The organism is Prevotella melaninogenica (genome assembly GCF_013267595.1).
GTDB classification, from domain to species: domain Bacteria; phylum Bacteroidota; class Bacteroidia; order Bacteroidales; family Bacteroidaceae; genus Prevotella; species Prevotella melaninogenica_D.
This window is the reverse complement of the sequence record NZ_CP054011.1, coordinates 1,816,526-1,838,152: the sequence shown is the minus strand read 5'-3', so window position 1 is coordinate 1,838,152 and position 21,627 is coordinate 1,816,526. Positions and strand designations below refer to the sequence as shown.

General features: G+C 41.9%; 14 protein-coding genes. 3 read left to right on the top strand and 11 right to left on the bottom strand.

Going from position 1 to position 21,627, the window contains the following annotated elements:
- Positions 1–48: 48 nt before the first annotated feature.
- From FIU21_RS12750 to FIU21_RS12725, 6 genes are all read right to left on the bottom strand, one after another.
- Positions 49–1,053: a peptidoglycan DD-metalloendopeptidase family protein gene (locus FIU21_RS12750; protein ID WP_036885722.1), complete on the bottom strand. Its 1,005-nt coding sequence runs from the start codon at positions 1,051–1,053 to the stop codon at positions 49–51.
- Positions 1,054–1,327: 274 nt separating this feature from the next.
- Complete coding sequence (gene recG / locus FIU21_RS12745) at positions 1,328–3,424, bottom strand: ATP-dependent DNA helicase RecG (RefSeq protein ID WP_004358769.1); 2,097 nt, start codon at positions 3,422–3,424, stop codon at positions 1,328–1,330.
- Between the two features lie 586 nt (positions 3,425–4,010).
- Positions 4,011–5,903 (bottom strand): biosynthetic arginine decarboxylase, encoded by a 1,893-nt coding sequence (speA, locus tag FIU21_RS12740; RefSeq protein ID WP_004358770.1) that lies wholly within the window; start codon positions 5,901–5,903, stop codon positions 4,011–4,013.
- 88 nt (positions 5,904–5,991) lie between these two features.
- Positions 5,992–6,567 carry a shikimate kinase gene (locus tag FIU21_RS12735; RefSeq protein WP_036885771.1) on the bottom strand — a complete coding sequence of 192 codons (576 nt, stop codon included), beginning with the start codon at positions 6,565–6,567 and terminating at the stop codon, positions 5,992–5,994.
- Positions 6,568–6,661: 94 nt separating this feature from the next.
- Positions 6,662–8,998, bottom strand: coding sequence for a type I DNA topoisomerase (gene topA / locus FIU21_RS12730; RefSeq protein WP_036885723.1), 2,337 nt, complete (start codon positions 8,996–8,998; stop codon positions 6,662–6,664).
- A 78-nt stretch (positions 8,999–9,076) separates the two neighbouring features.
- Positions 9,077–9,613, bottom strand: coding sequence for an NUDIX domain-containing protein (locus FIU21_RS12725; protein WP_004358773.1), 537 nt, complete (start codon positions 9,611–9,613; stop codon positions 9,077–9,079).
- Between the two features lie 327 nt (positions 9,614–9,940).
- Between FIU21_RS12725 and FIU21_RS12720 the strand changes: the two genes are divergently transcribed.
- Positions 9,941–10,765: an alpha/beta hydrolase gene (locus FIU21_RS12720; protein WP_004358774.1), complete on the top strand. Its 825-nt coding sequence runs from the start codon at positions 9,941–9,943 to the stop codon at positions 10,763–10,765.
- A gap of 655 nt (positions 10,766–11,420) precedes the next feature.
- Here FIU21_RS12720 and FIU21_RS12715 read toward each other — a convergent pair.
- Both FIU21_RS12715 and FIU21_RS12710 read right to left on the bottom strand, forming a co-directional pair.
- On the bottom strand, positions 11,421–13,100 hold the full coding sequence (locus FIU21_RS12715; RefSeq protein WP_172891406.1) for a sulfatase family protein: 1,680 nt from the start codon (positions 13,098–13,100) through the stop codon (positions 11,421–11,423).
- A 27-nt stretch (positions 13,101–13,127) separates the two neighbouring features.
- Positions 13,128–14,609 (bottom strand): arylsulfatase, encoded by a 1,482-nt coding sequence (locus FIU21_RS12710; protein WP_455657073.1) that lies wholly within the window; start codon positions 14,607–14,609, stop codon positions 13,128–13,130.
- A 468-nt stretch (positions 14,610–15,077) separates the two neighbouring features.
- Here FIU21_RS12710 and FIU21_RS12705 point away from each other — a divergent pair, with 468 nt between their 5' ends.
- On the top strand, positions 15,078–17,039 hold the full coding sequence (locus FIU21_RS12705) for a leucine-rich repeat domain-containing protein (protein ID WP_004358777.1): 1,962 nt from the start codon (positions 15,078–15,080) through the stop codon (positions 17,037–17,039).
- A gap of 13 nt (positions 17,040–17,052) precedes the next feature.
- On the top strand, positions 17,053–17,274 hold the full coding sequence (locus tag FIU21_RS12700) for a hypothetical protein (RefSeq protein ID WP_004358778.1): 222 nt from the start codon (positions 17,053–17,055) through the stop codon (positions 17,272–17,274).
- Between the two features lie 438 nt (positions 17,275–17,712).
- On the opposite strand, the gene FIU21_RS12695 is transcribed toward FIU21_RS12700, so the two are convergent.
- The 3 genes from FIU21_RS12695 to FIU21_RS12685 form a co-directional block, all read right to left on the bottom strand.
- Positions 17,713–18,594, bottom strand: a complete 882-nt coding sequence (locus FIU21_RS12695; RefSeq protein WP_004358779.1) for a carbohydrate kinase family protein — start codon at positions 18,592–18,594, stop codon at positions 17,713–17,715.
- A 7-nt stretch (positions 18,595–18,601) separates the two neighbouring features.
- Positions 18,602–19,762, bottom strand: a complete 1,161-nt coding sequence (locus FIU21_RS12690; protein WP_004358780.1) for an MFS transporter — start codon at positions 19,760–19,762, stop codon at positions 18,602–18,604.
- A 175-nt stretch (positions 19,763–19,937) separates the two neighbouring features.
- On the bottom strand, positions 19,938–21,605 hold the full coding sequence (locus FIU21_RS12685) for a glycoside hydrolase family 32 protein (protein ID WP_172891418.1): 1,668 nt from the start codon (positions 21,603–21,605) through the stop codon (positions 19,938–19,940).
- Positions 21,606–21,627: the final 22 nt, after the last annotated feature.

Sequence of the window (21,627 nt, the reverse complement as noted above, 5' to 3'; positions counted from 1 at the left end):
TCCGATAGACTATGTCCATCGGAGCTGTTTGTATAATGGGTTAAATGTTTACTTCGTAATCGAGAGTAGCTGTCCTTCTGATACTCGCGTCAATCTGCCTATGCGGTTCTGACGGCACAACTGTTCGATACTGATGCCATGTTGTTTGGCTATCGTTTCTAAGGTTTCACCATTAGCAACCTTGTGATAGAAAATCTTTCCATTATCAGCACTTGCCTCATTACGTGGAGTATGACTTGAGAAATCAGTGTTGTAGTTTCTTTCCTGACGTGAACTATGGCTTTGGTAGCCTTTGCCCTGAATGTTCTCACGAGAGTAACCAAGGCTTGAAGAAGTACCACGAGCGGCTGTTGCACGCTCTGACTCTTGCGCTACAGTGTTGCGATGGAATACATAGTAGTCGCCAGTAACATCTTGGTTAGCAAAGTCGAAGAAAAGTGCTGGATTCAAAGCCACACCTGCCAAACGAGTTTCGAAGTGAAGGTGAGAACCTGTAGAACGACCAGTATTACCACCTAATCCGATAGGCTGCCCAGCACGAACAGTCTGGTTTGGACTTACTATTTGCTTTGAAAGGTGACCATAAATGGTTTCAAGTCCATTATTATGGCGGATAACAATGTACTTACCATATCCGTTTCCATCGTATTTTACTACACGAACCTTACCAGAGAAGGCTGCACGAATAGTATCGCCAATATACACTTTAATATCCAATCCTTGGTGACGACGACCCCAACGGCGTCCGAAGTTACTTGTAATCACACGGCTTGGTGTTGGCATATGGAAGTCACGAAGATCAATCTTGTATACATCTGGGAGGTTACCTCCACGGTGTGCATAATTGTTATTCCAATCGTTATAGAGCTCAGATGAAGGCTCTTCGATTTCCTCAGCTTCGCGAAGACGATTAATAACCATTGTGTCTAATGCTTTAGCACGTCGGTCGATTGGTGCTTGACGGGCAAGCAAGTCTTGGGCATTTGCTGAATGGGCTGTCAAAGTTAAGAGAGATGTTAGAGCAAAAGTCCTAACTATTTTCTTAAAAGTCATAATTAAGTTATTTTGTTTCAAACTCAGATGCCTATAGGCACCGGGACAGATTTTCATATCCCTTTCTAACGGTTAAATCGTTAATGAACTTCTGAAAGCACGTAAATTTTTACCGAAAGACTTCGCAAAGATAACGAAAAAATATAGAATAAATTGCACCTTAGCTATTTTTTTAGCCTGTTTAACAAAGAAATAATACGTATTTTCGCCTCCACATGATTTATGTCAAGTCGCTAAAACAGGGCGTTTGAAGCCAATTTTATGGTGTTGTTTTCTATGAAATAGCAGCCCAGTTTATATTAGTCTTTCTTAACGCTTTAAGTCTCTCCCAAAGCATGTTATATTCTATTTTTTTACATGTTGGATCGTCGTCGATAATCTTTTGTGCCTCTTCTCGTGCCATTTGAACAATCTGTCCATCACGTGCTATATCGGCAATTTTAAGATCGAAGGCTATACCACTTTGCTGTGTACCTTCCAGATCACCAGGTCCACGCAACTTAAGGTCGGCTTCTGCAATTTCAAAACCATCATTTGTATCGCACATAATATCAATACGTTTTCTGGTTTCCTTGGTTAGTTTGTGGTTGGTAACAAGGATACAATAACTCTGTTCTGCACCACGACCAACACGACCACGCAGCTGATGGAGTTGAGAAAGCCCAAAACGCTGAGCATCGAGAATAACCATTACGCTTGCATTAGGCACGTTTACACCTACCTCTATCACTGTTGTGGCAACGAGTATCTGTGTTTGTCCACTGACAAACTTCTGCATCTCAGCTTCTTTTTCCTTATCCTTCATCTTTCCATGAATCTTACTTAGCTGGAATTCAGGGAAGATATCTTGCATAGCCTCAAAGCCATCCTCAAGGTTTTTAAGGTCCATACGCTCGCTTTCCTTGATGAGTGGATAGACGATATACACTTGGCGCCCTAAGTTGATCTGCTGTCTTATGCCACTATAAAGGCTCGCCATTTGGTCATCATACTTGTGAATCGTCTGTATTGGCTTACGTCCTGGTGGCAACTCGTCGATGATAGAGACATCAAGGTCGCCATAGATGGTCATCGCAAGCGTACGTGGTATAGGCGTAGCTGTCATCACCAATACGTGTGGGGGATTCTCACTCTTACTCCATAGCTTAGCGCGTTGCTCCACACCGAAGCGGTGTTGCTCGTCGACAACAGCCATACCGAGGTGCTGGAACTGCACTTTATCCTCTATAATGGCGTGCGTTCCTACAACAATATTAATAGAACCGTCGATGAGTCCATCTAATACTTCTTGTCGTTTCTTGCCCTTCACGATACCCGTCAACAGTTCTACACGCAAGTTCATTCCCTTGAGAAATTCCTTAATCGTCTGGAGATGTTGTTCTGCAAGTATCTCCGTAGGTGCCATCATACAAGCCTGATAGCCGTTGTCGATAGCAATAAGCATAGACATCAGCGCTACAAGGGTCTTTCCTGAGCCTACATCGCCCTGTAACAAACGATTCATCTGTCGTCCGCTTGCCATGTCTGCACGTATCTCATGCATCACTCTTTTCTGCGCTCCAGTAAGTTCAAAAGGCAGGTTATGGGAGTAGAACCAATTAAACTGTGCTCCAATCCTATTGAATATATAGCCTCGGTATTTGCGACGATGGTCGCTGGCATAGCGAAGAATGTTAAGTTGTACGTAGAAGAGTTCTTCAAACTTCAAACGTACACGGGCGCGCTGGGTGTCATCAACCGACTTTGGATAATGAATCTTGCGCATAGCAGCATCCCGTGAGATGAGATGCAAATGGGTTGTAATGAAGGGTGGGAGTGTCTCTTCTAAAGGTTCAGTAAGCTTACTAATCAACATCTTTGTCAGTTTCTCCACAGCACGTGAAGTGATACCAGCCTTCTTCATCTTCTCTGTTGTGACATAGAAGGGTTGCATACCCATGTCATTGAGCTGCAACTGAGAAGCATCATCAATGTCAGGATGCGTAAACTGAAACCTACCATTAAAGAAGGTAGGCTTGCCAAAGATAATATATTCCTTGTTTACTTGATAGTTCTGATAGATATACTTCGTACCATTAAACCATACAATATCACAGACGCCATGTCCATCGGTGAAGTGTGCAACGATACGTTTCTTACGTTTTCCCATCTCAGTTTCCTCAAAACTGAGGATTCTTCCTTTGATTTGCACAAACGGCATATCTTGCGAAAGCTCTGAAATAAGATATAACTTTGTACGGTCAACATATTTGTAAGGGAAGTATTCCAGTAGGTCACGATAAGTATGGATTCCAAGTTCTTTGCCCAGAATCTCCTTACGATGTGGCCCCACACCTGGTAAATACATTATGTCTTGCGATAGTATATCCATTCGTTTAACTCATAATACATAACTCCAGACTCGTAATTGTGTTTACTTCCTTAACCTACCATTATTCGAAAGGCGTTCTCATCTCTACGTTAGAATTATGATTATTGATTGTTATTGACCTTTACTACTCTATAAACACTTAACTGATAAGCCCTTAATTCGGCTATTCATCAACTCTCATAACCCTCTTTAAGGATACTATCATGTGTAAATAAAGTCATTATTTAGTATTCTTTCTCACGTTGAAGTCCACTTACTCTGAATTATTTTCATGAAAAAAATTATTTATTATCATGAAGAAAAATATTTATTTTCGTGAAGAAAAATATTTATTTTCATGAAAATAATTCGTTAAAAGCACGCTTCTTTTAGAAAGAACGAGGATAAACAGCAGGGTAGACATACCTTATAACTTACTTAAACACCATATTTTGACGCTCTGTATTAATAAACGTAGGGACGCACAGCACATGCATCCGAAACGAAATGTTCATGGTTGACGCACGAGCTATGCGCCCCTACAGATTGTCAATGATAATTCTATGATATAACTACAGCTACCCTACTCTTCTAAGAGAATTTTAGTTTACTCCAAATAGGTATAACCGTAGAGTCCGCTGCGGTAGTTACTAAGGAACTCTTTACCCTCCTCAAGTGAAATCTTACCCTGCTTTACACTCTTTGTCACCCATATTTCGAGTTGACGAACGAGCTTCTTTGGATTGTACTGAACATACTCCAATACCTCTTCTACCGTCTCACCATCAAAGATCTGATCGATATGATAGCTGCCATCCTTTACTGAAACATGTACGGCATTGGTATCACCAAAGAGGTTGTGCATATCACCTAAAATCTCTTGATAAGCTCCAACAAGGAAGACACCGAGGTAATAAGGCTCATTCTTCTTTAATGCGTGGATAGGAAGAACGTGACTACTGCGACCCATTGCAACGAAGTTTGAAATCTTACCGTCGCTATCACAGGTGATATCTTGCAATGTAGCGTTACGTGATGGACGCTCATTGAGTCGTTGGATCGGCATTACTGGGAAGAGTTGATCAATAGCCCAACTGTCTGGAAGAGACTGGAAGAGAGAGAAGTTACAGAAATATTTATCTGCAAGAAGCTTATCCATATTGCGCAACTCATCAGGCACATGCTTCATATTCTTTGCCAAATTGTTGATTTCATGGCATACACTCCAATACATTGCCTCAATCTCAGCACGTGTCTTTAGGTCTACTAAGCCATGAGAGAACAACTCTAACGCCTCCTCACGAATCTGCTCAGCATCGTGCCAGTCCTCTAACATGTTACGAGAATCAAGATTATCCCAGATATCGTAGAGGTCTTTTACCAACTGATGGTCGGTATCCTTTGCCTCAAAATCCTCTGACATCTCAGGCAGAGAGGCAGTTTCAAGCACATCAATCACGAGGACAGAGTGATGAGCAGAAAGACTTCTACCGCTTTCAGTAATGATGTTTGGATGTGGAATATCATTCTTATTGGCTGCATCAACAAAGGTATAGACGCAGTCGTTGACATATTCTTGAATGCTATAGTTGACAGAACTCTCGCTACTTGCAGAACGGGTACCATCGTAGTCGACACCTAAACCACCGCCACAGTCAACGAAATCAACGTTATAACCCATCTTTCTGAGGTTCACATAATACTGTGCAGCCTCGTTGAGAGCTGTCTGAATACGACGAATCTTCGTAATCTGTGAACCTATATGGAAGTGGATAAGATGCAAACAATCGTGCAATCCCTTGTTATCAAGCGTCTCTAAAGCCTGCAAGAGTTCAGAAGAAGTAAGACCAAACTTAGAAGCGTCGCCACCACTATCAGCCCACTTACCAGAACCACTTGAAGCAAGTTTGATACGAATACCAAGGTTTGGCTTTACATTCAACTTCTTTGCAGCACGTGCAATAAGGTCGATTTCATTGAGTTTCTCCACTACAATGAAGATACGCTTACCCATCTTCTGTGCTAACAGAGCCAGTTCAATATAGCTCTGATCCTTATATCCGTTACAGATAATGAGCGAATCGCTCTGACACTGTACGGCAATCACAGCGTGCAACTCAGGCTTTGAGCCTGCTTCCAAGCCCAAGTTGAACTTACGTCCATGGGAGATAATCTCCTCAACTACCGGCTGCATCTGGTTTACCTTAATAGGATAGATGATGAAGTTCTCTGCTTTGAAGTCATATTCCTTCCTTGCTTTCTCAAAGCAAGAGGATGTTTTCTCGATACGGTTATCGAGAATATCCGGGAAACGGAGCAACACTGGAGGTGTCACATCACGCAAGGCGAGTTCGTCCATAACGTCACGTAAGTCAACTTGTGTATTGTCCTTACAAGGTGTTACATACACATCACCCGATTCGTTAATACCAAAGTAAGATGTACCCCACCCTGAGATGTTGTACAACTCTTGAGAATCTTCAATCGTCCACTTTTTCATTTCTCTTCTTCTGTCCCTATATATAATATTGAATTAATCAATTATTTGCTTTGAGCATTTGGTTTCTAACTATCTATTAATAGCTATTTTATTTCAGACTGTTGGCTTTATTCAACTTTAATAGTTGGCAAAGTTGATTAACCGAAATCTGTATCTTGTCGTAACTATCCATAAGACTCACGTCAAGAACGTGCTTTGCCTTTGTGTAAAAAGGCTCACGATGCTTCAGGTGTTCACGAATAAACAGGTTTACTTCATCAGCTGTCTTATTGAGTAAGAGGGGGCGTACGGACTTCCCCATCAGCAGATGCTTGTACAGAACATCAGTCTCTGCTTTCAAATAGACCGTCTCAGCCTGTCCATTCATATACTCCATATTATCAAAGAAACATGGAGTTCCACCCCCACAAGAGATAATGACATTCTCAAATTCAGCCACTTCGTGAAGCATTGACTGCTCTATCATACGGAAGCCTTCCTCTCCCCTTTCATCGAAGATTTGCTTCACCGTCTTACGCATTCGGCTCTCTATGTACCAATCTAAGTCGTAGAACGGGATGTTCAACTCCTTTGACAAGGCTCTGCCTACGGTCGTCTTGCCCGCACCCATATAACCAATGAGAATAATGCGAAGCGGATTATATTCTTCTGTATGCTCTGTCATACTCACGATATATTTATCATCCACCCTATAGTCTGTTATCATCAGACTACGTGGTGGATGTCTTCCTTTCCCTTATAGGTGAGTCTATATTCAATTACTTCTTACGCTTTGGTTCCGGAGCATTCTTTACGATATCCATACACTGCTCATAAGTAAGTTCGGCAGCCTTATCATGAAGGGTTTTTGGCATACGGTAGTTCTTTCCATCATAAGCAATATAAGGACCGTAACGACCGTTCATCACCTCCATCTTAGCATCTTCCTCGAAGGTCTTTAAGTGACGCTGTGCATCCTGCAAACGCTTCTTCTGAATAAGATTGATAGCTGCATCAAGACTGATGGTGAGTGGGTCTTCCTCCTTTGGCAGCGATGTATACTTCTTATCGTGAAGCACGTAAGGACCAAAACGACCTGCACCAATCACGACATCTGTACCCTCGAACTGACCAAGATTGCGTGGCAACTTAAACAATTCCAAAGCCTCATCAAGAGTAATGGTTTCCATACTCTTATCAGAAGGGAGCTGTGAGAAACGTGGTTTGTCCTCATCATCAGCACTACCAATCTGTACCACTGGACCGAAACGACCAATCTTTACAAATACAGGTTTGCCTGTTGCTGGGTCAACACCCAGTTCACGTTCACCTGCTTTATGTTCAGAACGAGCATTCATCACCTTCTCTACTTCTGGTTCAAAGCTCTGGTAGAAGGTTTTCATCTCCTTATTCCACTCTGCTTTTCCCTCTGCTATCTTATCGAACTCCTGCTCAATCTTAGCCGTGAAGTTGTAATCCATAATGTCAGGGAAGTTACCCATAAGGAAGTCGTTTACAACAATACCGATGTCGGTTGGGATAAGTTTACCCTTATCAGCACCTGCCATCTCCTTCTTTGTTTTAGAGGTAATCTTCAAACCAAGCAATGAGTCAACTGCATACTTACGTTCTTCACCCTTGCGATCTCCCTTCTGCACGTATTCACGCTGCTGAATCGTTGAGATTGTTGGGGCGTAAGTTGAAGGGCGACCGATACCAAGTTCTTCAAGTTTACGCACAAGACTTGCTTCCGTATAGCGGTTTGGTCCCTGTGAATAACGCTCTGTTGACACGATTTCACGACGTTCCAACTCTTCGCCTTCATGCATTACTGGGAGTGCATGTGAGAACTCCTCACTGTTTTCGTCATCGTCAGTTGACTCGTGATATACCTTCAAGAAACCTTCGAAAGCTACTACCTCACCATTCGCAATAAACTGTAAATCGGTAGTATTCTTGGCTTCTTCTGACTCAAGTGATATATTTACTGTGGTCTTTTCTATCTTTGCATCCGCCATCTGTGATGCAATCGTACGTTTCCAAATAAGGTCATACAGACGCTTTTCCTGGCTTGTTCCTTCGATAGAAACATTATCGATATAAGTTGGACGGATAGCCTCGTGCGCTTCTTGAGCACCCTTACTATGCGTCTGATACTTTCTTACTTTACCATAATCTTCGCCATAGAGTCGCTCAATCTCTGTCTTACAGCCCTCGATAGCGAATGCTGAAAGATTCACACTATCAGTACGCATGTAAGTTATACGACCCGCCTCGTACAATCTTTGGGCAACCATCATCGTCTGACTTACGGTAAATCCGAGCTTTCTTGCAGCTTCCTGCTGGAGGGTTGAGGTGGTAAATGGAGGAGCTGGAGTACGCTTCAAAGGCTTCTTAGCAATCGATGAGACCTTGAATTTTGAAGTCTTACACAGTTCAAGGAACGCTAATGCTTCCTCATGTGTCTTAAAACGCTTGTTCAACTCTGCCTTCACTTCATTCTTTGAACCATCCTCACTGGTCACAGCAAAGACTGCATTCAAACGGTAGTAAGGCTCTGAATTGAAGTTTTGTATCTCACGTTCACGCTCAACAATCAATCTAACGGCTACGCTCTGCACACGTCCTGCACTCAAAGCAGGCTTTACTTTGCGCCACAACACTGGTGAAAGACGGAAGCCAACCAAGCGGTCGAGTACACGACGAGCCTGCTGTGCGTTCACAAGATTCATATCCAAACGACGTGGTGACTCGATAGCTTTCAATATAGCTGGCTTGGTAATCTCATGGAAAACAATACGATTCGTTTTATCCTCATCCAATCCCAGCACCTCACAAAGGTGCCAGCTGATAGCTTCTCCCTCGCGGTCCTCATCGGAAGCTAACCAAACCTTATCGGCAGCTTTTGCACTCTTCTTCAGTTCACTGACTACTTTCTTCTTCTCATCAGGGATTTCGTAGTCAGGATTTAACGTGTCGAGGTCAATACTAAGTTCCTTTTTCTTCAAGTCACGGATATGTCCATAAGACGACATCACCTTATAATCCTTACCGAGAAACTTCTCTATGGTCTTAGCCTTTGCCGGGCTCTCTACTATTACCAAGTTTTCTTGCATAATCAATCTTGTACATTTTTTCAAGGACGCAAAAGTACTTAAACTTTTTGCTTACACCTTATATAATAGGCAAAATTTCTACTTTTTTAAGTTTTTCGACTCCATTTGTAGGAAATCATATAGTGCCTGACGGATAGAACGGAGCCCAAACTGCTCTGTGTGAACCTCTGACAAAGGAAGCCACATTGCTTCTTCTACATCGTCAGCAGCCTTTAATACAGTTTCATCCTCTACCTTACAAACAAAAAAGACATCAAGTGTTGGAACATCAAAATCACTATACCGATACTTATTCGGAAGCGAACAGAAGTAATGTTTTTCCTTGACTGTCAGGTTAGTTTCCTCTCTTACCTCACGTATCAGTGCCTCGCCAATCGTCTCCCCGATATCACAAAAACCACCAGGAAGGTCCAATGTTCCACGTCCAGGCTCAAACTTCCTACGTGTAACAAGCAGTTCTCCTTGCTCATTCAGGATAAATGCTGCGACTGCAGAACTTGGATTTAAGAAATACTCAAAGCCACAGCTCTCGCAGCGTTTGCTTTTTTCATTCTGTTCAACAAAGTGTTTACTTCCACATACGGGGCAATACCGAAATTTATCTAATACGTGCATCTTGAGATTGTATATTGTTCTTGAACATTGATGTAACCATTTAAAAAGCTAACTAAAAGGTAGTTGTTAACAGCCACACGAAATTATTAAAATTCGTTTATACTCCATACCTTTTATTATTTCTGCTTGCAAATATACTAAAAACTCTAAACATCTACTATTGAAATCGTATCTTTTTGTTAACTTTGCAACTACATGTTCAAAATCACACGATTTATTCCTCTTCTTGTTACAGTAACGTGTTGTTTTCTGTAAATCAATTATCTACCCAAATATCATAGAAAAAGAGAGGGGATAAACGAACAAAACAAATAAACTGAGAATAGAATGAATTTTAAAAAACTTTTCTTCGTAATGGGGTTGGCCACTGCCACTATGACAATGTCGGCTCAAAGTGTCTTCGACGTTAAACTTTATAATGGACGTCCACCTTACGATAATGGTGATCCAAACGACTCTGCCAAGGTTCGCGTATTCCTTCCTATGGAGAAACAAGCTACTGGTCGTGCCGTAGTTATCTGTCCGGGTGGTGCATACGAGACCCTTTCTATGGAGAAAGAGGGCTACGATTGGGGAGAATTCTTCCAGAACCAAGGTATTGCAGCTATCGTTTTGAAGTATCGTATGCCACATGGTCAGCCAGAAGTTCCAGTGTCTGACGCTGAACAGGCTATGAAACTTGTACGCTTGAATGCAACAAGCTGGAAGATTAATCGTAATGATGTTGGTATCATGGGATTCTCTGCTGGTGGCCACCTCGCTGCAACTATCGCAACAAGAAGTCAGGGTGAGGCAAAGCCTAACTTCCAAATTCTCTTCTATCCAGTTATCTCAATGATGGAAGGTTACGGACACGACAGAAGTCGTACGAACTTCCTTGGTAAAAATCCAAGCAAGCGTGACGAGAAGAAATACAGTGCTGACATGAACGTAAGCCGTGTGACTCCACGCACTTTCATTGCACTCAGCGACGACGACGATACTGTTCCACCAGCTAATGGTGTAAACTTCTACACCGAGTTGTACCGCAATGACGTTCGTGGTTCGCTCCACGTTTATCCTGGTGGCGGTCACGGTTGGGGTAGCAAGATTGGCTTCCGCTATCATGAGGAGATGATGATGGACTTGAAGGCATGGTTGAAGAGCTTCTAAAACTGCTCTAACCTTATCCTTCACAAAGGTAAAATCTATTTAACCCCAATCCGTCATTAGAGGCTAAACATATTTTGTTTTATTATCGAGCAGATTGTTTGGCTTTGGAACGCAGGCGTAGCGGGCTACGTCAAGTTACAAAGACACACAAGATGCCGATAAGAAAATAAAAGATGTTAGGAAACAATACCAGAGTAAGAAGAATTATACATATTGTGGTCTAATGACCGATTAGGGTTAATTCATTGGTCTCTGAACTGTTTACCTACTATATAACAAAGGGATGCACAAGCTGTGCATCCTTTTTCTTTGCCCTTAGTTTATCCTCTGAAGGTGATAGAAACTCGACAAGTTAATGCTCCGCACCATTCGTGTTAGCCCTCCGCACCATTGGTGTTAAGCCTCCGCACCATTGGTGCGGAGCATAAATATCTCCCTAATTCACGGCTAAAAAGAAGGCTTCCACAGGCTAAATACACCTTTATTGTTATGATACAACAATAAAGACGTTTGTACTTTCTTCTCCAATAGTAACAAATCAAAAAGAGAGTCAAGTCAATCTTTTCCTAAAATCACACTAAGGAAAGAATTGACTTGACCCTCTATCATACCATTAACACTTATAAGTTCTTAACGAACCAAGCAAAAAGGCTATTTAGTATTCATCTATTTTCAGTTCTTTACGATAATTATTCAAACGCTTCATCAGCTGCTTTGTTACCTTCTCCGTACCCTTCTTTCCGTAGATATTATTCAACTCGTCAGGGTCATTCTGCAGGTCGTAAAGTTCGTAATAGCTTACATCAGCATCATCGTTGAAGTAGTGTGTAGCATTCAAATACTTCAGACAGTTATACTCACTCGTACCCGGAATCTTCTGATACTTATTCTCCTCCACGGCACGCATACCGCCCTTACCATAGAAATAGATAAGTTTGTAGCGATCATTACGTACACCATCATGCTTACGAACAAGGTGATAAGTAGGATAGTCGTAGTAGTGATAATACAAATCTTTACGCCAGTTCTTTGGCTTATTACCTGCAAGCAGCGGCTGCAGTGGCTTACCTGTCATCTCCTTTGGTTGTTGTACACCGGCATAAGCAAGGAAAGTCGGTGCAAAGTCGATATTCTGTACCATATCAGTATTCTCTACTCCTTCTTTGATATGACCTGGGTAGCTAATGATAAGTGGGGTGTGTAAAGACTCCTCATACATGAATCGCTTATCAAACCATCCATGCTCGCCCATATAGAAGCCTTGATCTGAGGTATAGATAACCACAGTATTCTTATCCAAGTCATGTGCCTTAAGATAATCTAACAGCTGACCGACACTCTCATCTACCGAAGCAATGACAGACATATAATCACGAATATAATTCTGATACTTCCACACTGCGAGGTCTTTTCCTGAGAGTTTCGCCTCGATGAAACGGCGGTTTCTTGGCATATAATACTTATCCCATGCCATTCTTTGTGCTGCTGTCATACGACCAAGTTCGCCCATCAAACCTGCATAAGAAGCCATACTCTCCACGTCTGATGTATCGAGAAGCTCTGGAATCTTGAAGTCTAAGATTAACTCCATATCTTTCTCAATATTCATCTTCTGTGTTTTAGCTGCCGAACCGCGATTCTCATAGTTATCCCAGAAGGTTTTTGGCAATGGGAAGTCTACCCCATCATACATTCCGATATGCTTTGGCTCGGCAAACCAACTGCGATGTGGTGCCTTATGATGCACATACAAGCAGAAGGGCTTGTCCTTCTGTCGATGGTCAAGAAACTCTATCGCATGCTGTGTGGTCAGTGTTGTTGCATACCCCATCTCCTGTTTATACTTGCCGTAGTTGCCTGTTGTGCAGAAATTTGGATTATAGTACTTTCCCTGACCATCGAGGATATAATAGTAATCGAAGCCCTTCGGGCGACACATCATGTGCCATTTACCTACGATTCCAGTCTCGTAACCAGCCTTCTGCATCAGTTCTGGAACGAAAGTCTTTGTAGTGTCGATACCCTCAGCCAACTGTCTTTGCCCATTCTGGTGGCTGTAGAGTCCTGTCATCAAGCAAGCACGGCTTGGCGTTGACAATGAGTTTTCCACGAAACAGTTGCGAAAGAGCATTCCTCGTTGTGCCAAACGATCGATGTTTGGTGTAGGAGCTAACTTCGAGATAGGACTACCATATGCACTAATAGCCTGCATAGCGTGGTCGTCACACATGATGTAAAGGATGTTAGGCCGTGTCGCATCCTGCGCAAGCATCTTACCGTGGACACACGACAGTGCCGCCAATGGCAAGATTGCCTTTGTAATGTTTTGATTCATATAGAATAGTTTTTAGTTGTTTAAGCCTTATTTCCCCCTTTCCATCGGCATTGTAATCGGGAATAACGGATTGTCAACATGCTCTTGATAGATAATCTTTACCATCTGATCAACAAGTTCTGGATGTTCCTGTGCTACGTCCTTATCTTCGTGAAGGTCTGTTGCAAGGTTGTAAAGATGTGGCACACCACGGATAACAATGAGCTTCCAATCTCCCATACGGACACCAATCTGATTGGTCTCAGCAAACTCCCAATAAAGGTGTGGGTGGCATTTTTGTGCCTTTTCATCGCTCATCAAGGTTGGGAAAATAGAGATTCCATCGAAATAATCGATAGCCTTTTTCTTATTAATATAGCGTTTTGGGAAGTTGCGTACACCTGCCACATCACAGAAAGTTGGCATCAAGTCGTAGAATGCAAACGGCAAGTCATTGGTCACTCCTTCCTTAACACGTCCCTTCCAACGGGCAATAAACGGAATACGAATTCCTCCCTCGTAACACTGGCGTTTAAGTCCTCGCAGCTTACCATCACGATTGAAGAAGGTTGGGTCGGCTCCACCCTCCTCATGAGGCCCATTGTCACTGGTGAAGATGACGAGTGTATTTTCTGCAAGTCCTTGCTCATCTAAGGTACGAAGGATCTCTCCAACATACGCATCAAGGCGAGTTATCATCGCAGCAAACTGTGCATGGGTATGCTCTACGGCGTTATATCGTGAGCCTTCCTGCCCTCCCCAAGTCTTATCTTCAAAGAACTTCTTTTTATAGAAAGCCACGAGGGAGTCGTTGGGTTGTGTTAGCTCTGCATGAGGAAGCGTATAAGTGAAGATACCAAAGAATGGTTTGCCCTTGCTTTGTCGCTTCAGCCAACTCAAAGCGTGCTGATGTATGAGGTCGGCTGAGTAGTCTTTACGTTGTGCATACTGCTCACCAAACATCGGATAGTCAATATTATTCTGCATTACTACACGCTTTACCGCACTGTCTCCACGCTCTCTGCTATATTCATTGAGGAAGTTTGGGTAATAAAGATGTGCTTGGAACTGACAGATATAACCATAAAACTCATCCACCCCACGCTTATCTGGAGTTGACTTAGAGCCTTCATAACCACCAGCCCACTTACCGAACATACCCGTACGGTAGCCATTGTCTTTCATGATTTCAGGTAGGATGACATGCTCTGGGTCGTAAGGATGCTGTCCAACAACGCTGAAATCGCGGTTTTTCCCATAATAGACAGGCTTGCTTGGTGCCCAATATTCCTTGTTTCCTCTTACTTCCGTATGCCCGGAGTGTTGCCCTGTCATAAAGCAAGCACGCGATGGAGCACTCACTGGTGCACCCGCATACGCTTGTGTAAAGCGCATACCCTCCTTTGCCATACTGTCAATATTCGGTGTAAGAATGTACTGCTGTCCATAGCAACCAAGGTCGCCATAACCCATATCATCACACATAATGTAGATGATGTTAGGGCGTTGCCGCGCTTTCTGTGCCGCCATCGCAACTTGTCCACAAGTCAATGCAGCTATGGGCAGAAGTGTCTTTGTTAGGTTTGGTTTCATATAATGATACGTTATACTTTAAGTTCTTGATGCTTGTCTTCCCCGATTTCATCGTGTAGTAATGTCTATGGGTCTGCAAACTTACATAAAAAAAAATGAAAACGCAAATCAGAATGTGCCTCTTATTGGCTTTTCAAAAGACTTATTGTTGCCTTTTATTACTTTTGCTAAAATTAAAAGTAACTTATGTTAAGTTATACTAAATATAGGAGGGGTAAAACTCAATGTATTAAATAATAATAATACTTTTGCAGAAAATTAAATATATTACAAATTAACTTCAAGCAACTATTCGCAGCAAACATTCAATCAAACAACAACAATCTGCAGTTTCATGCCGAAACTTGCGGAATAATTTATGGGATCTAAATAACTTATAAATATTAAAAAAACAGACAAAAAGAAATGAAAAGATTAATCTTAATGTTGGCTCTGTCAATCATTACATTGCAGGCAACATGGGCAAAGCTAAATGTAACCCAAGAAACTGACGGGACGGTGGTCTTCACGCTCGAAGCATCTGGCGACATTAACAAAGAGTTCACACCAGTATCAGGACGATATGCCGAGTACACGCCATCAGATCTAATAAAAGATTATCTGACTACCACGAAGCTGAAAGTTGTAACCAAAACTGGAATAACTATGAGCAATGAGGACTTAGAGCGTATTTGTGGTATGGCCGACACTGAAAACAACTTCCCCAACTTAAACACACTCGACCTTGAGTTCGCAAACTTAACGAATGACGGCAAACTGGTCAATCTAAAGTATATGGACAAGCTGAAGACTATCACCTTCCCTCGTACAACTAAAGAGATACCACAAGCTTGCCTTAATTATGGTTCATGCAAAATAGAAAATGTAATCATTCCTGACAATGCAGAACGCAGCGTTGATGTAGGCGTTCAGGCGTTTCCACAATCCCTAAAGACTATTAAACTTGGTGAAGTTAACCCTAATGGCAACAGCAAAATAAAGCAACAAGTATTTGGGGGTTGTACAAATCTCACATCTGTTGACTTTGGCTATGGTTGGAAAGAAATTGGTACCCAGGCTTTCACTGGCTGTTCAGCCTTAAAGGATATTGTGTTGCCAGAAGGAGTTGAATATATCCGTAATGGTGCATTCTCTGGCGCAGCAATTGAAGCCATCCACCTACCTAACACGCTGAAGGTAATTGAGGAAAATGCTTTCGTGTGCGAGAATCTGAAAACAATTACGATTCCTGCAAGTGTTGAGAAAATTAAGGCACACGCTTTCCAAGACAACAAAGCACTTACAGATGTATATGTATTAGGCACGAAAACAAAAGCTGAAAACCAAGCTTTTTACGAGCAAGCATCTGCATCATTCAGTTATACGAATCCAAGTGGCACAACACCTTTGAAGCGAGAGTTTTACAAAAAATCTGGGTCTGATAGTCCACTGGCAATGCTGCATTACCCCAAAGAAGCTAAAAAAGACTATGTAAACGAGCATTCACGCACGCCTGGCGGTACAACTAACAGTATGCTGGCAGAGAATGGTGAAATTTGGCCTACTAAGGAAGATGGAAAATACACTGTACAACATGGTGACTATGCAGGCTGGAAGAACTTCGCCTTGGTTGGTGAGAACAAAAAAGATGACACATGGGATGACGACAAACGTGTAGACGGCAAGTGGTACACAATGTGTCTGCCATTTGACATGACAGCCCAGCAGCTCAAGAGTGCATACGGTTCAAAAGTTGAGGTTGTAGAGTTCTCTGGTGTAGATGTTGTCACAAAGTCTAATCGTGACAAGATTATCACACTGAAATTTAAGCAGCCTGTAACAGAGACAAAGGCTCACCATCCTTACATGATTCACCCTTCCCTGCACAAGGGGACGCAGACGGGTGTGAAAACAACCATCGTGGGTATCAAGAAACAAGAAGAGAAAAAGGAAAGCTTGGATGCTCAAAAGGTTGTAAATACTGCTGATGGCGTCACCTATACTTTTATTGGTAATTATGACAAGAACAAGTACCTGCAGCAGTATTCTTATTATTACTATTCAGGCGATAATGAGAGCACCTATAAGAATGGTTTTTACAAGTGGATAGCATCTAACAGCGGAACATGGACTCCTTACACGGCTTGCGTCTTGATGAATAAGGACAATGGTGCGAATGCGAAGCCATCAGTCAGCTATTATTTAGAAAGCATTGACGGGCAAACAACTGCTATTGACACGCTTCCTGTTATGCCAGCAATACGCGACATGCAGCAGGGAAAGGTCTATACCATTACGGGACAACTCGTACAGCAAGGCACAATTAACCTGAAAGCATTGCCACAGGGAGTTTACATCGTTAATGGAAAGAAGTACATCGTTCGTTAAACAAAGAAAAGTCATGATGAAAACAAAATATATAAAGCCAATGACGGATATTCATGCCGTTATTACTGAGAAGTTTATATGTAACAGCAAAACAAATGACTCAGCAAGTATTGGTAGTGCAGGCAGCCAAAATGAAAAAGAACAATCAGACATTCAAACTGGTGGTCCTGGTGTTGCAGGAAGCAAGGCGAATCCATTCACCGAGCAAAACTCAACTAATACCTGGGAAGATTAAAACCAGCTTCTTTACTATTGATTAGCTTATCAAATGGGATTGTATCTGCTTCATGCTGATACTATCCCATTTTTTATTATATATTTCCAACAAAAACAGCTACAAGCTGACACTCACTACGAATTACTTTCATGAAGAAAAATAATTATTTACGTGAAAAGAAATATTTATCTTCATGAAAAAAAAAGATTTATTTTCATGAAAATAATTCGAAAGGAGGGGTATTTAATAGAAAAGGAGAGCATAAATTACATATTAAGAACTCTAAGACTGGCACACTAAAAAGCCCGAATTAATCGAGAAAAGTTATCCTTCACTCAATCAATTCGGACCATGTACTTTATCTAAATGCCACTTATCCCTTGCCTGTTAAGATACGTACGATAAATAAATATTTCCCACACGGAAACAATATCACGTATCCGAGAAAGGAATAAATTACTTAATTCTATCTAATAGTTCCTTAGGGAGTTTTGGCATAGCACCATTCTGCGTGCAGACATACGCACTAACTTCCACTGCTAACTTATGAGCATCGGTAATTGGCATGCCTGCAAGGATGGCTGAAGTGAAAGCACCCGTAAAGGAATCACCTGCCCCCACGGTATCAGCAACCTCAACCGCTGGCGTTTCTTGGAACGACTTGAGGTTTGGCGCAAAGACATACGAACCGTTGACACCACAAGTCAGCACGAGCATATCAAGGTGATACTTTCCTAAAAGCAGCCAACACTTATTCTCTATATCAAGACCTGGATAACCGAAAAGACGACCAATCAACACAAGTTCCTCATCATTAATCTTGAGGATATTGGCATGCTGGAGCGAATTAGTGATAATCTCCTTTGTATAGAAATTCTGACGAAGATTGATATCGAATATCTTGAGACAATCCTTTGGCGTTGCTTCGAGGAATTTCTGTATTGTCTGGCGGCTTACACTACTACGCTGTGCAAGTGAGCCAAAGCATACAGCACGACAGTTCTTGGCTGCTTCTTCAACCTCGGGAGTAAACGGTATGTTATCCCAAGCTACTCCCTCCTTGATGTCATAGGTAGGTATACCTTCACTGTCAAGTTCTACCTGCACCGTTCCCGTCTGATAATCCACCTCTGGCATCAAGTACTTTACACCTTTTTTACCGAATTCATCGAGGGTTTCCTTACCCAAGACGTCATTTCCGACAGCACTAATAGCCAACGAATCATACCCAAACTGTCCTGTATGATAAGCAAAGTTTGCAGGTGCGCCACCCAGCTTTCTTCCTTCAGGAAGACAATCCCATAATGCCTCTCCGAGGCCAACGATCAACTGTTTCATATCTGTTTTATTTATTATTCATTTTTGGAATATACGAAAAAAGGTAGAGTACACCTATCGCCATTACAATAACGGCTCCCACTTGACCGAACCCATCGCTGGCAAATCCCATCAAGAGAGGGAAGATAGTACCACCGAAAAGTCCCATAATCATCAATCCACTCACTTCGTTCTGCTTATCTGGAACACTCTGTAAAGCACGTGCAAAGACCATTGAGAAGACATTACTGTTACCATAACCAACAAGAGCAATCGCCACAAACAGTACAGTCTTTGACGTTCCCACAGCCATTCCACACATAGCAAGTGCCATCATCGTAACCGAAATAATAAAGAAAAACTTATTATTCATCACACGAAGGAAGAACGAACCTGTAAGACATCCAATAGTACGGAAGATGAAGTATAGGCTTGTTGCAAAAGCAGCTTCATTCAATGACATACCTAAACGCTCCATCAGAATCTTTGGTGCCGTTGTGTTTGTACCAACATCAATACCAACGTGACACATAATACCTAAGAAACTAAGTAACACAATAGGTTTACCCAATAGGCTGAAACATTCTGCAAAAGAGCTTGCTTTGCCTTCAATAGGTTCTTCTTCTATAGGCGTTGAGAAGAGTAACAGCGTAGCAAGTGTGCCTATAATCAAATAAATTGGGAAAAGAACACGCCATCCGAGACCAAAGCCTGGAATGCTTGCTTGCGCTCCCCATATAGCGAGATAAGGAGCCATAAAAGACGCTATAGCCTTAACAAACTGTCCGAAAGTAAGTGTTGACGCCAAATTTCCACCTTTCATCACCGTTGAAACCAGCGGATTCAACGATGTTTGCATCAATGCATTGCCTATTCCAAGCAATGAGAACGATACGAGCATTAAGCCGTATGACTCGCCGAAAACCAGCAAGAGAAGAGAGAATAAGGTAACGACAAGACTTATAAGTACCGTCTTCTTACGTCCTATCTTATTCATCAACATACCTGTTGGTACGGAAAAGATAAGGAACCAGAAGAAAACAAGGGACGGAAAGACATTCGCTGTAGAATCCGACAGCTGCAAGTCGTTCTTTACGTAGTTGGAGGCAATACCTACCAAGTCAACGAAACCCATCGCAAAAAAACAAAGCATTACGGGCAAGAGAGCGAGCTTATTGGTTTTCGACATAATCTTTAAAATTTTTAGTTTTGTGTAAAGTGATTGTCTTAATATCGATTACAAAGTTAAGTTTTTACGCAAGAAACACGTTTTAAATTCCGTTCATTGACCGCAACAAATGTTACTATAAGAGTTTATTTTGCGGTAAATGAACGAAATCTTAAATCTTAACTCGTGCTATTATTTATTTCTTCAAGTTATATACCTTTACCTTACAGCCCTTAGCAAGGATCTTGTCATAAGGCTTGTTAGGGAACACAAGATTGGTCATTGACATCTTTCCGTCAGCATCAAAAGCTTCGATGCTACTATTGTCTACGAAAATCTGAAGTTTCTTTATAGTTCCATAGGTAGGTGCTGTGGTTTTTGCTTTGAAGTCATTGTTGAAGTCTGTCAAACCACTTTCTGTTCGATCCATAGAGAACGTTCTGTTCTTTTCATCATAAACCATCGCCACCTTCTCGCCTTTATCATTGCTGAGTACGATAGAAGCATTACTCTTTATATTTGTAACTTCAAGATAAGCAGCAGACTGAAGACTTCCTGTAGGTTTCTGCTCAAAGGCTGCAAATACCTCAGGAGATGGCTTTACGCAAACATAGTCTTCTCCCTCATAAGTGAAGAGACTGAGTTCTCGTGGCAAACCATTGGCAGAACGATACTGTTGTGTAGGCACCTGATTAGCATACTGCCAGTTACTCATCCAAGGAAGAACAACGATTCTACCGTCTGGAGCATTGCTGAAAGAAACTGTTGCATAATGGTCTTTTCCGTAATCCATCCACTTTGTCACCTCAGGTTTTGATTCGCAAGTAAACTTATGACCATCAAATGAACCAACAAAGTATTGAGTTGCACTTCCACCAAAAGGTCCACCAGGATTGATATTACAAATAAGGAGCCACTTGTCTCCCATCTTCAAGAGGTCAGGACATTCCCAAACACCTCCATGATTACCATATCCCTCTCCAAAAGAGCTCTCAAACTTCCAGTCTTTTAAGTTCTTTGAGCTATATATATTCATCTGCTGTCCAGCTGCAAGAATAAGATTCCAGTGAGAAGCCTCATCATTCCAAAGAACCTTTGGGTCACGGAAATCAGGAAGATTACTTGTCAATATAGGATTATCAGAATACTTCTTGAAAGTCATACCATTGTCAACACTATATGCCATACTCTGAGTCTGTGATTGACCTGCAGAGGTGTAATAAGAGATGATGGCCCCTTCTCCAAATCCAGCAGTGTTTTTATAATCAACTACAGAAGAACCAGAAAATATTGTACCTAAAGCATCAGGCTCTATTACATCGCCCTGATATGTCCAGTTCACAAGGTCAGTAGACGTGGAATGTCCCCATGTCATATTCTCCCATGTTGAGCCATAAGGGTTATATTGGAAGTAGAGATTCCACACGCCATCCTTATAAAACATACCATTAGGGTCGTTCATCCATCCGTATGTAGGGGTATGATGATATATAGGACGCCAGCGTGTCTCACGATTGGCCGTATCTATCTTATCTGTATAATCAATCTTTGTCCAGCATACATAGTTCTTTATATCACTATGTCTTCTGTTGCGGCCATCCCCAAAGTCCACGTCAATGAGTGCATCCTTACCATTAATTACTGAAATGTCAACAGGCACATAATAGTCCACCTTGTTGACAGCAAGACGAACATTGAATTCCTTGACAATTTTGTTATTATAAATTATCTTTACATGTGCCCCTTCTTCGGCCTCTTCGACAGGCAACATAAGATAATTCTTCTGCCCAGAGATACGCTGCATAGCATGGCGCTCACTAAGAACTTGTACCTGACTCTGGGCTACCGACGAGACGCATCCCATGAGTATAAGCAAAGTTGTTATA